General features: G+C 42.9%; 13 protein-coding genes. 7 read left to right on the top strand and 6 right to left on the bottom strand.

What is annotated here, in order from left to right:
- Nucleotides 1-173 precede the first annotated feature (173 nt).
- From K6V26_RS05380 to K6V26_RS05360, 5 genes are read left to right on the top strand one after another with little or no spacing between them, the layout of a single operon-like run.
- Nucleotides 174-1,637, top strand: a complete 1,464-nt coding sequence (locus tag K6V26_RS05380; RefSeq protein ID WP_046147563.1) for a capsule assembly Wzi family protein — start codon at nt 174-176, stop codon at nt 1,635-1,637.
- Complete coding sequence (locus tag K6V26_RS05375) at nt 1,625-2,014, top strand: lipocalin-like domain-containing protein (protein WP_052716719.1); 390 nt, start codon at nt 1,625-1,627, stop codon at nt 2,012-2,014. The genes K6V26_RS05380 and K6V26_RS05375 overlap by 13 nt, the downstream gene beginning before the upstream one ends.
- 43 nt (nt 2,015-2,057) lie before the next feature.
- Nucleotides 2,058-4,454 carry an SLBB domain-containing protein gene (locus K6V26_RS05370; RefSeq protein ID WP_224264803.1) on the top strand — a complete coding sequence of 799 codons (2,397 nt, stop codon included), beginning with the start codon at nt 2,058-2,060 and terminating at the stop codon, nt 4,452-4,454.
- 42 nt (nt 4,455-4,496) lie between these two features.
- Nucleotides 4,497-5,603: a Wzz/FepE/Etk N-terminal domain-containing protein gene (locus K6V26_RS05365; RefSeq protein ID WP_082207547.1), complete on the top strand. Its 1,107-nt coding sequence runs from the start codon at nt 4,497-4,499 to the stop codon at nt 5,601-5,603.
- A 25-nt stretch (nt 5,604-5,628) separates the two neighbouring features.
- Nucleotides 5,629-7,890 (top strand): Helicase associated domain protein, encoded by a 2,262-nt coding sequence (locus tag K6V26_RS05360; RefSeq protein WP_224264802.1) that lies wholly within the window; start codon nt 5,629-5,631, stop codon nt 7,888-7,890.
- 76 nt (nt 7,891-7,966) lie between these two features.
- On the opposite strand, the gene K6V26_RS05355 is transcribed toward K6V26_RS05360, so the two are convergent.
- From K6V26_RS05355 to clpB, 6 genes are all read right to left on the bottom strand, one after another.
- Complete coding sequence (locus K6V26_RS05355) at nt 7,967-8,596, bottom strand: outer membrane beta-barrel protein (protein WP_007652833.1); 630 nt, start codon at nt 8,594-8,596, stop codon at nt 7,967-7,969.
- Nucleotides 8,597-8,626: 30 nt separating this feature from the next.
- Nucleotides 8,627-9,292 carry a DUF4136 domain-containing protein gene (locus K6V26_RS05350; RefSeq protein ID WP_224264801.1) on the bottom strand — a complete coding sequence of 222 codons (666 nt, stop codon included), beginning with the start codon at nt 9,290-9,292 and terminating at the stop codon, nt 8,627-8,629.
- 224 nt (nt 9,293-9,516) lie between these two features.
- Nucleotides 9,517-10,197, bottom strand: a complete 681-nt coding sequence (locus K6V26_RS05345; RefSeq protein ID WP_224264800.1) for an OmpA family protein — start codon at nt 10,195-10,197, stop codon at nt 9,517-9,519.
- A 42-nt stretch (nt 10,198-10,239) separates the two neighbouring features.
- The gene (locus K6V26_RS05340; protein ID WP_007652830.1) at nt 10,240-10,566 is read right to left on the bottom strand and encodes a hypothetical protein; all 327 of its coding nucleotides are present in this window, start codon (nt 10,564-10,566) and stop codon (nt 10,240-10,242) included.
- Between the two features lie 74 nt (nt 10,567-10,640).
- Nucleotides 10,641-10,982 (bottom strand): DUF6565 domain-containing protein, encoded by a 342-nt coding sequence (locus tag K6V26_RS05335; RefSeq protein ID WP_224264799.1) that lies wholly within the window; start codon nt 10,980-10,982, stop codon nt 10,641-10,643.
- A 97-nt stretch (nt 10,983-11,079) separates the two neighbouring features.
- Nucleotides 11,080-13,668, bottom strand: a complete 2,589-nt coding sequence (gene clpB / locus K6V26_RS05330) for an ATP-dependent chaperone ClpB (protein ID WP_224264798.1) — start codon at nt 13,666-13,668, stop codon at nt 11,080-11,082.
- A gap of 297 nt (nt 13,669-13,965) precedes the next feature.
- On the opposite strand from clpB, the gene K6V26_RS05325 reads away from it, so the two are divergent.
- The gene (locus K6V26_RS05325; RefSeq protein WP_046147561.1) at nt 13,966-14,466 is read left to right on the top strand and encodes an RNA polymerase sigma factor; all 501 of its coding nucleotides are present in this window, start codon (nt 13,966-13,968) and stop codon (nt 14,464-14,466) included.
- Nucleotides 14,467-14,472: 6 nt separating this feature from the next.
- On the top strand, nt 14,473-15,066 hold the full coding sequence (locus K6V26_RS05320; protein WP_224264797.1) for a hypothetical protein: 594 nt from the start codon (nt 14,473-14,475) through the stop codon (nt 15,064-15,066).
- Nucleotides 15,067-15,078: the final 12 nt, after the last annotated feature.

Below are 15,078 nucleotides of genomic sequence, written 5' to 3'. Positions count from 1 at the left end.
CATCTTGATATCAATTTCAAACTTAATTTGTATAGGGCATGAAAGATTATTGTACTGAAAATGAGAAGAATACGTCCGATATTTTTGGAAGTGCATTCCTGAATGTTCTTAGGATCATCCTGAACCAATTACAGGCAAATCTCATCACTATCATTGATTCAAATTTTTCAGAAATGAAACTTATATCTAAATTAATCATTTGGGGAAGTATTTTATTGCTCCCCTTGAACTCTTACGCTCAGATCACGAAAGGACTGAGTTATCAGGCAGAGACTGGAATCAGTTTTAGCGGAGGGGAACATACTCCTTTCTGGCTGACAGCAAATAAACAAGGACTTTCGTCCATTGAGAAGAATAACGGATATCTGCGTGCCGGAATCTTCCGGGAGTTGGAAAACGATAAACGCTTCTCATATGCTTTCGGGGCGGATTTGGCTGTAGCCTATAATTTTACATCGACTTTTGTGGTGCAACAATTGTATGCGGATCTGAAATATCGTTGCCTGGGAGTTAGTATAGGTAGTAAAGAAAGACACAGTGAATTCAATAATCCGCTTTTAAGTAGCGGGGGATTGACATTTTCGGGTAATGCTCGTCCAATCCCGCAGGTTCGTATCGGCATTCCGGAATATACCGTTGTACCGGGAACAAAAGGATGGATGGCTTTCAAAGGACATATCGCTTATGGCATGTTTACAGACGATAGCTGGCAGAAAGATTTCGTGGTTCCGGGGAATAAATATACGGAACATGTACTCTATCATTCCAAAGATTTGTATGTGAAAATCGGTAATCAAGAGAAATTTCCACTGATTTTGGAAGGAGGTTTGGAAATGGCAGCCCAATTCGGAGGAAATGCATTTATTGGAGACCAAAAGATTGATATGCCGAATGGGATAAAGGATTTCTTTAAAGTGTTTATTCCGAGCGGAGGTGGCAGTGAAACTCCAACAGGGGAACAAACAAATGTTTACGGAAACCATTTAGGTAGCTGGAATTTTTCGTTAACCTGGTATGCTCCACAAAATTGGACAATTCGCCCTTATTACGAACATTATTTTGAAGATCATTCACAGATGTTCGGGGAATATGGATGGAAAGATTGCCTGGCGGGAATAGAAATAACATTTCCCAAAAATCCTGTCGTTAGCAGTTTCGTTTACGAATATATTTCAACAAAAGATCAGACTAGTCCCGTTTATTGGGATCATACACCGGAAATACCGGAACAGATAAGCGGAGCAGATAATTATTATAACCACTATATCTATAGCGGATGGCAACATTGGGGAATGGGAATCGGAAACCCTCTTGTCATGTCTCCCATCTATAATAACGACGGAGATATTGTTTTTAAAAGCAATCGGATGCAGGGACATCATTTTGGAATAATGGGTAACCCTTGTGCCGATCTGCAATACCGTATCCTTTTATCTGTTACCCGCAATTGGGGAACCTATGCGTTACCTTTTTATGAGATCAAAAAAAACGGCAATGCTCTAGCCGAGTTAAAATATACGCCTCATCAATTGAAAGGTTGGGATTTTACAGCTTCACTAGGGATAGACAGGGGAGCTATGTTGGGTAAAAGTGCCGGTGGTATGTTAACAATCAGAAAAACAGGATGGATACGATGAAAAGATATATAATAGCTACGCTGCTGGTACTGATAGTTAGTGCTTGTGGAAAAACACCTATCAACGGAGACCTGGATGGGCGTTGGCAAATAATGAAAATAGAATATACTTCCGGAGAAGAAGAAACACCGGAGCGAGCTTACTACAGTGTGGCTTTGCATACAATCAACCTGATGCAAGTCGGAGGAACCAGTCAAACTGGAAATATGGAATATACCGGAGATTCACTATTTGTAGTCATGCCGATCAGTACAGTTGAAAACTTATTACCATTTGGCATGAACGGGACGGAACAACGTTTCGGTGTCAAAGAATTAACATCGAAACATCTGGTTTTACAATCAGATTATGCGCGGTTGGAATTCAGAAAGTTTTGATACTACTCTCTCCTAAATCGAAATAATAAAAACAAATAACAATATGAATATCATAATCAGAAATGTATTATTGGGGGGATTGCTATGGCTGGCAGTACCATTGGCGGCACAGGTTCCCCAGGATTTGATTGATAAGGCAAAAGCTGCGGGAATGACAGATGATCAGATACAGCAGGAAATTGCTAAGAGAATGGGACAATCAGGCGCAAGCCAAACAACTTCCAGGGCCTCCGATGCAGTAATTTCTGACCGGGTTATTGCTACTACTCCGGGCGAGGATAGTATCTCTCCGGAAGAACAACGCAAAAGGAATCTGCCGGAAAACGATTTGAAAGAAACTGTTTTCGGACGAGAGATATTTTCTAATAAGAATCTATCTTTTGAACCGGATCTGAATATTCCGACTCCTAAAAACTATATCCTGTCAGCCGGAGATGAATTGCTGATCAATGTCTGGGGAGATTCAGAACTGAATCTGAAACTGAAAGTTTCTCCCGAAGGAACAATTCTTATCCCTAATCTAGGTCCGGTATCTGTCAGCGGACTGACTATCGAAACTGCCGAAAACCGTATCCGACAGGAATTGGGACGGATCATGTCTACCCTATCGGAAAATACCGATGGAGCCAATACATTTGTATCTGTCAGTCTAAGTCAGATACGCAGCATCAAAGTCAATATTGTAGGTGAAGTCGTTGCTCCGGGAACCTATACCCTACCCTCTTTTGCCACTCTGTTTAATGCTTTGTATGCGGCAGGTGGAGTGAATGAGATCGGTTCGCTTCGCGGAATCAAAGTATACCGCAACAGTAAGGAAGTTGCAAAATTAGATGTATATGATTATCTCCTGAATGGCAAATACAATACGAATATCCGTTTGGAAGAGAATGATATGGTGATCGTTTCACCTTACGATCAGTTGGCTGTGGTTCGTGGAAAAGTAAAACGTAACCGCATTTTCGAAATGAAAAAAGGGGAAACTTTACAACAACTGTTGAACATGGCCGGAGGTTTTACCGGGGATGCCTACAAAAAAGATGTCCGTATTAAGCGAAAAGCCGATAGCCGTTATCAAATAGCGACTGTTACGGAAGATAAATATCCGACCTTTGCGATGATGGATGGCGATTCTTTGTTGGTAGACTCAGTGATCCCTTTTTACGAAAACCGTCTGACAGTGACAGGAGCAGTCTGGCGTCCGGGAGAATATGAGTTGAATGGTGCAGTACATACCGTAAAAGGATTGATCAACCAGGCAGCCGGCCTGAAAGGTGATGAATTTACCGGCCGTGCCCAGATTACCCGTTTGAATCCGGATTTCACAACAACAGTTATAGCCCTAGATATCCGTGGAATCCTGAATGGTACATCTCCGGATATAGAACTCAAACCGGAAGACATACTAAACATTCCATCCCTGTTTGATCTCCGCGAGCCTTATACGATCAAAATAAGTGGAGCAGTGAATTATGTAGATACAGTCCTGCCCTACCAAAACAATCTGACGGTTGAAGATGCCATTATGATGGCCGGAGGTTTGAAGGAATCGGCAGCAACGGTCAATGTGGAAGTAGCCCGAAGAATTAAGGATACAAAAACTTACGAAAACAGTAATCGTACAGCCGAAGTGTTCAACTTTGAGTTGAATGACAATTTGGGACTGATATCCGTTGATGGAAAAAACAGCAATTCAGTCTTTACCCTTGAACCTTTCGATGAGGTGTATGTGCGTTTCTCACCAGGATATCAGGAACAGCAAGTAGTAAAGGTTGATGGTGAAATTACTTTCTCCGGTGATTACGTATTGGCAGAAAAGAATTCCCGTTTGAGTAATATCATAGCCAAAGCCGGAGGGATAACCCCTGATGCCTATGTAAAAGGAGCAAGTCTGAAACGCCAGTTGACAGAAGATGAGATGCGCCGCCTGGAAACTCTGCTGCAACTAAGTTCCAATAAGCAAAGCCGTGACTCGGTGGCTTTGTCACTGAAAAATATCAAAAATTATTCAGTCGGTATTGATTTGGAAAAAGCATTGGCTAATCCGGGAAGTGCCCACGACGTGGTATTGCGTGACGGGGATGAACTTTATATTCCTCAATTACAAAGTACAGTTAAGATAAATGGAGCCGTAACCTATCCGAACAGTGTGACCTATACTGAAGGAATGTCTGTCGGAAATTGTCTTTCACAAGCCGGTGGATACAATGATATTGCCCGCAAATATCCGATCGTAATCTATATGAACGGCAAGGTTGCTACAACGAAAAAATGCTTTATCTTCTTCAAACGATATCCAAAGGTAGAACCGGGATGCGAAATCGTCGTTCCGACTAAGACGCAGCGCGATCGTAAAACCAGTCTGGCAGAAGTTCTGAGCATAGCCAGTTCAACCACTTCGATGGCAGCCATGGTCACCTCTATTATTAATACAATGAAATAATTTTCAATTTTCAATCTTTAATTTTCAATTAACAAGGTGGATATGATTCAAATGAACACTCCTGACATAGATAATGCACAGGAGATCGATTTAATAGAATTGGCTAAGCGGTTGTGGGGGGAACGTAAATTTATTTTTAAATGTTGCGGAATTGCAGTTGTTGTCGGTCTTGTCGTAGCTTTCAGCATACCGAAAGAATATAGTACAACCGTAAAACTGGCACCCGAAACTTCCGACCCATCCAAAAAGATGGGAAATCTGGGAGGATTGGCTGCTATGGCAGGGATTAACCTGAACAGTACTTCAGGAGCGGATGCCATCTCTCCGGACCTGTATCCGGATGTAGTCAGCAGTATTCCTTTTTTACTGGAGTTATTCCCCGTACAAGTAACAAATGAGAAAGGTGATTATTCTGCATCCTTATATGATTATATGAATGATCATCAGAAAAGTGCGTGGTGGAGTTATGTGGTACAGACTCCGTTCAAGTTGTTGGGTGTTGTGAAAGATTTGTTCTCAAAAGAAGAACCGGTAAGTAATGGAGAATTGACTTCTTTTAGACTAACCAATAAACAAGCCGGCGTTATCAATGCGTTACAACAACGCATCTCCGCTTCTGTGGATAAAAAGACATCGGTAATCACCGTATCCGTTCAGATGCAAGACCCGTTGATCTCGGCGAATATCACTCAAATTGTTTTGGAAAAACTTCAGGGATACATCACAAATTACCGTACCCAGAAGGTAAAACAGGACCTGGAATTCACAGAGAAAGTATTTAGTGAAGCCAGGGAATCCTATTATAAGGCACAACGTGCCTATGCGGCTTTTGAGGATGCCAACAAGAATATTATCTCTGCCAGCTACCGTACGGAACAGGAACGTTTAAAGAATGAAATGACATTGACCTTCAATGTTTACAATACGCTGGCCCAGAAATTGGAACAGGATAAACTCCGGGTACAGGAACAGACACCGGTGTATACAATAATACAACCTGCCACAGTTCCTTTAAAAGCATCCTCTCCCAAGAAGCCGCTGATCCTGATTGGGTTTGTATTCCTTGCCATATTCGGAGGAATCGGTTATCTGTTTATCAAAGACCTTTTCAAACCCAAAGAGGAAACTGAGGTTTTAGATATTGAATGATTTCTAGTATTGACATATTTTCTGAATGTCACTCTGCGATCTTTATCATTCTTATCATTATTTTGTCACTGAAGAATCCGGCTGTCTGCTGGTAGGCTTCAGGGAGGACTCCGTTACTTTCATTGTGAAAGAGGTATGGAATAAGGAACCTGTCGGCTTGCCGGAAGTAGACAGGTTGTATACTGAAATGCAGCGTATCGGGGAAATGTCCGGCTGCAACCAGTTCCGTATTCTGGCTCATGGCGGTTATCTGCCGGAGGCACTTTCCTTTGAACTGCATGGACTGACTGTTTCGGATGAAAGCTATCTGAAAAGCTTGGAAACGGGAAAGCATATTGAACTGTTTTCACATAATGAAGCGGCTTACCGGGCCATCGAGGAAGGATTCAAAACAAACAGGATCGGAGCCGTTGTACAGGCTACCGGTACAGGGAAATCCTACCTGATTGCCCGCTATATTGTCAATCATTCGGAAGATGATATAGTGGTTATCGCTCCCAACGTTACGATCATTGCCGAGATCAAAAAAGCAATCGGCAGGACAATGCCACATGTCGCCTACCGGACTTTCCAGGCATTAGTCCTGAATCGCGGTACAGTCGGTGAACTCAAAGCGGATCATATCATTATTGATGAGTTCCATCATTTCGGAGCGGAGGTATGGGGACAGGCTGTACAGGAAGTAATAGATAACAATCCGGAGGCGCGTGTACTGGGAATGTCGGCCACTCCGATACGTCCAGAAGAGATGCTCGATACGGTAGAGGTCTATTTCAAGGGGAACCTGTTCCATGAACTGTCTTTGTCTATGGCCTGGTATTATAAGATTCTGCCTGTCCCTGTCCTGGTGCAGAGCGTATTCGATCTGAATAACCAGCTGGATAAGGTACAGCGAATGTTGAACAGGAGCGACTGTACTTTAAAAAGGCGCAAGCATATTCAGGACAAGATAGACTTTGCCCGACTGGATTTTCGCGGCTCGTTGAGTGCATCGGAACTGATCCGGCGTTATCTTCCGAAAGAGGTAAAGAAAATGCTTGTCTTCTGTAAAGACAAGGAAGATCTTCAGCATATGATTCCCGAAGTCTCGAACTGGCTCGGGCAGGCTGGCTTTGAAACGGAAACATTTGAGATCCATAACGGACTCAGTAATCGGGAGAATGAAAAGACATTGCGTCGTTTTCGTAAGGAAACGGGAAAACTGCATGTCCTTTTCTCTATAAATATGTTGATCGAAGGATTGCATGTGGAAGGAGTGGATGCTGCCATGTTCCTGCGTCGGACGGAATCGTATGTGGTAGCTTTGCAGCAGTTGGGGCGTTGCCTGAAAGCGGGGTCGGACCGTCATCCGGTAGTACTTGATTTTGTCAATAACCTTTCGGGGCGTTCTGTTTATGAGGCTATGTCAAGGGAGTTGGTTTATCATCCGGCGATCCGTGCTCCAAAGAGCTTTAAAGGCTTTATGGAGTTTGAGGTAACTGGATTTCTGTCTGATATCCGTGCCCGTGTGGATGATATGCTCGCGGAGTTGGATGCGTGGCCAGTCATGTATGAACGTTTGATCGAATATAAGGAGCGTGAAGGACGCTGGCCGCAGGCAGCCGAAGGGAAGCTGGGAAACTGGTGCAACACCCAGCGGATTGCCCGGAAGAAAGGGACGTTGTCGGAAGATTATATCTCGCAGTTGGATCGGATCAGTTTTGAATGGGAAGTACAGGACAGTCGTTGGATGAACTGCTTTGAAGAACTGAAAGCATTTATGGCCGTAGAACACCGTTGTCCCAAACGTGGTGAAAACAAACTGAATACCTGGTGCAACACCCAACGGCAGGCACGAAAGAAAGGTCTCCTTTCCAATGAAAGAATCCGGTTGCTCGATTCGATCGGATTCTGGTGGGAACAGGATCTGGATTCGCTCTGGACGGAAAACTGGCAGCAGGTACTTACTTACTACCAAAAACACAACCGCTGGCCCAAAAGCAATGAAGGCAAAGCCGGCAGCTGGTGTAACACCCAGCGTAAGAACCGGAAACAAGGTTTACTTTCGGCTGAACGCATCGCTCGGATGGATACCGAAGGTTTTATCTGGACTATCGATGATGTCTGGATGGAAAACTATGAAAAACTACAACAATTCTTCTCTGAAAACAACCGCTGGCCAACCGCCCGTGAGAACAAACTCGGCAGTTGGTGCTTCGTACAGCGCAGAGCCTTGAAAAAAGGCGAACTCCCTCCTACCCGTAAAAATCTTCTGGATAAGATCGCATTCCCTTGGAATTTAAAATAAAAAACGGGAAACCGCCGCTGCAGTCTCCCGCTTTCTAATAAACTACATAAAACACTTAAAAGAACAAACTTCTATTTTAGAACGCAACACCGAAGCGCACTCCCCAGTTGTTTATTCCATCCATGGAATAAGTCAGGACTTTACTTTTGTTTGTTGCATAATTATAGTAAGCAGCTACGTGCAAACCGAATTTCTTTTCAGGAGTAAAGAAAATATTCATACCAACTTCAGGAGCTACATAGAATCCCCATTGACGGTCGTACACTTTCATTACATTCATATAAGTCGACATTTCACTGTATTCTGCACCTAATTTAGCTGAAACATAAGGTTCAAACTGTCCTTCGCGGGTAAAGCTATAACGGAATGCAGCACCAAAAGGCAACTGGAATAAAGAATGTTGCTGATCAGAAGTGATAGCAGATGTTTCGCTTACGTTGAGTGTCTGACGGTCAATATATTTATTGTTCGTGTGGTAAGAAATAAATGCACCTACTGCAAAATTAGGAACCACATAATAACCGGCTTCACCATGAGCACCCCAACCGCTTGTCTTGTCGGCAAAGTTATTGCCGAACGGAGAGTTGATATCCCAGTCGATATTGAAATACATATTGTTTACAACCTGGGCGCCAGCCAGTGAAGGAATCGCTAAACAGGCGATAAGTAAAGCGACTAATTTTATTGATTTATTTATCTTTTTCATAAGACTCAAATTTTACTGATTCGCGTTTAATTATTTCCTGATATATGGTGATTGAACAAATGCCTGATCAATTGCACGGATGGATAGCTGAGTATCGATCTTATTTGAACCGGACAATAAACCTGCCATATATGAAGTCCAGATAACCGGTAACTTTGCATCAGCAGTCTTTGGTGTCGGAGATTTCAGGTCGACCATTTCAGCAAGCAGTGAACCTACGCTGTAGCTGTAAACAACAGGGTACGGATAATACCAATCGTGCCAGTCATAACCCCATGTCGGTCCCCATCCCGGTCTCCAGTAATTAGGTGCCCAATAGCCTGGGTAACCCCACCACCAGTTATTGTTATCATACCAATTTGTAAAATAATTTACATTTTCAACATAAGAAACCTGCAAACCCAGGTCTGCTTCTTCTTTGTCCATTGTGCGAGTGTAACCACGGCTTTCCATGTTACTGATAATTGTGGAAGTGATATCGTCTGCTTCAGTTGCTGTCCAGTACTGAGGCTTCTCGCTGTTGCCAATTACCAGTACACTATCAGGAATGTAGAATGTGGTGAAAAACTTGAAATCGGTCTTACTATCATGATTTGTGTACACCACGAAATCATTATCCAGCTTTGACATATCCGGATCTTTCTGACAAGATGCCAGTAAAAGGATCAACAAGAAAAAAGGAATAATCTTTTTCATCTCATTTTAACGTTTAAAACAGTTTATACTATTATTTGTGCTTATATATAAGTTACTCATGAAACAACAAGAAATTAAAAAAGGTTCTCTTCGATGTTATTTTGACTGTGTTAATTAACTTGTTGTAAGACTTCAAAACGCTCGTAAACGATAGTTAAAACGAGAAAAGGCCCGGAATAACTTACGCTATTCCAGGCCTTTCGATTATCTTTTAAAATAAAGATTTATCTCAATGTTCCCTGTTGAGCATCCTGTATCATCTTTTCGTTGGCAAGGATCAGGATTTCCACACGGCGGTTCAGTGCACGTCCTTCCGGAGTGTCATTGCTGGCAACAGGATCGTGAACGCCTTTGCCTTCATATTCCATGCGGCGACCGCTTACACCCTGGTCGACCATCATATAGTCGTATACGCTTTTAGCACGTTTTTCCGACAAAGTCTGGTTGTAGTCCACCTTACCGGTGTTATCGGTATAACCAACGATCTTGATGTCGGTATCTGGATTTTCGTTCAGGCTGACAGCCAGTTTACGCAATGCGCTACGTGAAGCATCGCTCAGTGTACTTGAATTAGTCGCAAACAGGATACCTGAATCGAAAGTAACTTTCAAAGCTTCACCATTATTGATGGTCTCAACGGTTGTTTCGGGAGGAAGGGTTGCTTCCAGTTCCTTCTTCTGTTTATCCATCTTCTTACCGATCAAAGCACCGGCCGTACCACCGACAGCGGCTCCGATAACTGCTCCTAATGCTGTATTACCGGCCAATGCACCGATACCAGCTCCGGCTGCTGCACCACCACCTACTCCGATAGCGGTTCCTTTACCGGTATTTGTCCATGTTCCGCAACTCGTAAATACTACTGCCATACATAGCAGTACAGATAATAGTTTTAAATGTTTCATCTTTTTGCTCTTTTATAAACTTTATATGAATATAACAGTTTATCAATCGAACATGTTGATAGAATCGCAATATTCAAGCTCGCCCTGCACAATAAAGCCTATTGCTTCGGGATCGAATTTGCCAACGCCATCCTTCTGCGCATTCTTTACTACATATTCAATCAATTCATCCTCATCTATTTCAATGTCGGCATCATCGTCAGCATCGTCGTTCAGATAACCGCGTGATTCGTAGAAATCGTAGATCAGGTCTACAATATAATTGATATCGTCATTGCTGAATTTGCCTTTCAATTCCTGGGGAAGATAGTTCTGAATAAATTTTACAGATTCGTCTTCATCGTAAATCAAATCGTCTTTGTCGCTCATAACTTTTTCAGTTTAATTGGTTACATACTTATGCAAAGATATTGCTTTAATTGAGATTTAAAAAGAATTATATGCTATTTGATCAAATTGTCCAAAGCATTGTTTCCTTCCTTCAATATGTTGTCGATGATACCATGCTTTGTCTGGATTGTCAGATAAGTGGCTTTCAACTTTGTGATGCCTATCATTTCATCTGTAGAAAGTTCGGAACTATACTTATCATATTTTGTTTCGGCAAATTCGATATATTTCTTTTCCACTTCTTCCCAATCCGCCTTAGAATACTTATCGGCACCAGCCTGTACTTTTTCTACGAACTTCGTGAAGTCCTTTACATACGATTCTTTAGATTCCCCGCAACCGCTTAATGTAAAGAGAGCCATCACAGCAACCATCATCATTAAAAACCTTTTCATATTCTTTTCCTTTTTAGATTAATGTTGCAAATGTAAACAAAAAAAGACCCGGATTTACAACAAACCCGAGTCTTAATCAATTTTCAATTTTTAATTTTCAATTCTTAAACACCAGCCCATCCCCTTCGCGATCGATCGTGATCGGACGGTTCTTGTCGATCTTCATGCCCAGAATTTCCTTCGACAATTCGTTGAGGACATACTTCTGGATGGCACGTTTCACCGGACGGGCACCGAACTGGGAATCGTAACCAGCATCCGAGATAAAGTCGAGAGCGGCATCAGTAAAGTTCAAAGCGATACCGTTGTTTGCCAGCATCTTTTTCACACTGTTCAACTGTAAAGTGACAATCTTGCGGATCTCTTCCTCGTTCAACGGAGTGAACATGATGATCTCGTCGATACGGTTCAGGAATTCCGGACGGATGTTCTTCTTCAACAGTTCCAGCACCTGGATACGGGTTTCATCGATCACCTTTTCACGGTTGTCGGGTGTAATCTTCTCGAAACTTTCACGGATCAGCGATGAACCCATATTGCTGGTCATGATGATGATGGTATTCTTGAAGTTTACGACACGACCCTTGTTGTCCGTCAGACGCCCGTCATCCAATACCTGCAAGAGAATATTGAATACATCCGGATGCGCCTTTTCGATCTCGTCGAAGAGGACAACGGAGTATGGCTTACGACGGATAGCTTCCGTCAACTGGCCGCCTTCATCGTAACCGACATATCCCGGAGGCGCACCGATCAAACGGGTCGCACTGAATTTTTCCTGATATTCGCTCATATCAATACGCGTCATCATATTTTCATCGTCAAACAGATATTCTGCCAACGCTTTGGCCAGCTCTGTCTTACCGACACCTGTCGTACCGAGGAAGATAAAGGAACCAATCGGACGTTTCGGGTCCTGCAATCCGGCACGGCTACGACGTACGGCATCGGCTATCGCACTGATTGCCTCATCCTGACCGATCACACGGGTATGCAGTTCATCTTCCAAACGAAGCAGTTTGTCCCTTTCGCTCTGCAACATCTTATTAACAGGGATACCTGTCCAACGGGATACTACATCGGCAATATCTTCGCTGTCGACTTCCTCCTTGATCATGGCAGCAGCACCTTGCATCGTATGCAATTTGGCCTGTACTTCCTTGATCTCTTCTTCTTTGGCTTTTACTTTGCCGTAACGGATTTCGGCCACTTTACCGTAGTCGCCTTCGCGTTCGGCTTTGTCGGCTTCGAATTTCAGGTTCTCGATATCTATCTTGTTCTGCTGAATCTTGTTGATCAATTCTTTTTCGCTTTCCCATTGAGCTTTCTGTTTTCTCTCTTCTTCTTTGAGGTTGGCGATTTCCTTGTTCAACTGCTCCAGCTTGCCTTTGTCGTTCTCACGTTTGATCGCTTCGCGTTCGATTTCCAACTGTTTGATACGACGGGTTACTTCGTCCAATGATTCCGGTACGGAGTCTACTTGCAAACGCAGACGGGCGGCAGCCTCATCCATCAAGTCGATTGCCTTATCCGGCAAAAAACGGTCGGTGATATAACGGCTTGAAAGCTGTACGGCCGAAATGATCGCATCGTCTTTGATACGAACCTTATGGTGGTTTTCATATTTCTCCTTCAAACCACGCAGGATAGAAATAGTATCCAGTTCATCCGGCTCTTCGACCATGACCACCTGAAAACGACGCTCCAAGGCTTTATCCTTTTCAAAATATTTTTGATACTCATCCAGGGTAGTCGCACCAATGGAACGCAATTCGCCACGTGCCAGTGCCGGCTTCAGGATATTGGCGGCATCCATAGCACCGTCGCCCTTTCCGGCCCCTACCAATGTATGTATTTCATCAATAAAGAGGATAATCTCACCTTCCGATTTGGTTACTTCATTAACAACCGACTTCAGACGTTCCTCAAATTCACCTTTATATTTGGCACCGGCAATCAAAGCTCCCATATCCAAAGAAAAAATCTGTTTCGATTTCAAATTCTCCGGAACGTCGCCACGTATAATACGATGTGCCAAACCTTCGGCGATAGCGGTCTTACCGACACCCGGCTCACCGATCAGGATCGGGTTGTTCTTTGTACGACGGCTCAGAATCTGCAATACACGACGGATTTCATCGTCACGACCAATCACCGGGTCGAGCTTGCCGCTACGGGCACGTTCGTTCAGGTTGATAGCGTATTTGCTCAATGAGTCGTATGTATCTTCTGCGGACTGACTGGTTACCTTATTACCTTTACGCAATTCTTCGATCGCTTTTTTCAGTTCATTTTCCGTCACACCTGCATCTTTCAAGATCTGTGAAGCAGTACTCTTTACGGTGAATAAAGCGAGGATGATATGTTCCAGGGAAACATACTGGTCGCCCATCTTACCGAAATAGTCGATTGCTTTCTGCAAAACGGCATTCGATTCGCTTGACAGATAAGGTTCACCGCCGGATACTTTCGGATAGGATTCTATCTGACGATCCAGCACCATGTTCAGATTCTGGATATTCACACCCAGTTTCTGGAAAAGGAAGTTCGTTACGCTCTCGCCCGTCATAATGACAGCCTTAAGCAAATGAACAGGCTCAATCACTTGCTGGTTGTTCTTCTGAACCAACTGAACGGCCTGCTGAACAGCTTCCTGTGATTTAATTGTAAAATTGTTTAAATTCATATGCTATATTGTTTTCTTGTTGTCTTTATTATTTTCAAATTCCACTGATATATCTACAAAAGAAATACCAGAATAAAAACAAGACATTTTGTCATATTTATATAAAAATCAGAGAAAGACACCCTGTCGTTCAGTCGGAAGTAACGACACATTACGTACTTTCGAAGAGAAAACAACAAGAAAGCAAAAAAGGTTTGCCGGATAGTGTTATATTCGTTCCAAGATAAAAAAACTACATATTGTGACTTTTTCATCTGTCGGGTTACTAATCCAATACAAACTAAAAGAGAAAAGAATATGATAAAACGTGAAACAGACTTCCTTTCCGCCCTGGAATCGAATATAAGCATCCTCATCAAGATCGCCCGGGTGTATGCTTATACCACACAGGACCGGAAAGACCTGGTCAACGATATCATCCTCGAATTGTGGAAGTCGTACCCCAAATTCAAAGGCGACTCCAAAATATCGACCTGGATATATCGTGTCTCGCTGAACGTGGCACTGAATGTCAAACGAAAGCGGGACAACAGCAAAGTATTGTTTTTCGATGAGTTGAAAGTATTGGACGGCAGCGATATCCTCGATATCCCCAACGACAACTCCTCGGAAATAGGACTACTCTATCAGTGCATAGAACTTTTATCAGAACAGAACAAAGCGATTATTCTGCTTTACCTGGATGATAAATCGTACGAAGAGATCTCTCAAATCCTCGGTATATCCCGGACAAACGTAAGTACCCGCCTGAACCGGATAAAAGAGCAATTAAGAAAACAAATGAATCCTCAAAAATGAATTAGTATGGAACTCGACGCTATAAAAAACAGTTGGAAGCAGGAAAACCTGCAAATTGCAGCAAACGTGCAATTGAATAAAAGTGCTTTAATGGAGAAGATCAACAAGGAAACAAGCTGGATGAAGAAAAAGAATCTCCTGATCCTCCTGTTCAGAATTCCTTTTCCGGTGATAATCCTCATTCTGCTTTTTACGAATATACAGATTCGGAATATATTCAATTTTTATGTTGGACTGGGGTTATTCCTGGGGTTTGCCTGCTTTACCTTATGGGGACTGATCGGTTATTACCTGAAGCTCCGGAAACTAGACCTGACGGAATCATATCTTGAGAACAAGAAGAAAATCAGCGAACTCGAATTATTCAAATTGAAAATGACGAAAAGGAATTATTGCAGCAGCCCGGTAGGCATAGCCGGTATCTTCCTGATGATCAACATGCCTTTATTCACAACAACCGAAGGGGCCATCATGCTACTCCTTATTATGACGATCATGGCAATCTCTATCTTTGTAAATCTGAGATATATTTTACCTGCACAGTTCAAACGACTAAATAAAGAGGTGGAGGAAATACGGAAGTTGGAAGAAGAGGGATAAGATCCCCTCTTC

The sequence above is a fragment of the Parabacteroides goldsteinii genome (assembly GCF_020091425.1).
Lineage (GTDB): Bacteria > Bacteroidota > Bacteroidia > Bacteroidales > Tannerellaceae > Parabacteroides > Parabacteroides goldsteinii.
The sequence above is the reverse complement of the archived record's forward strand: the minus strand, read 5'-3'. Positions and strand labels throughout refer to the sequence as shown.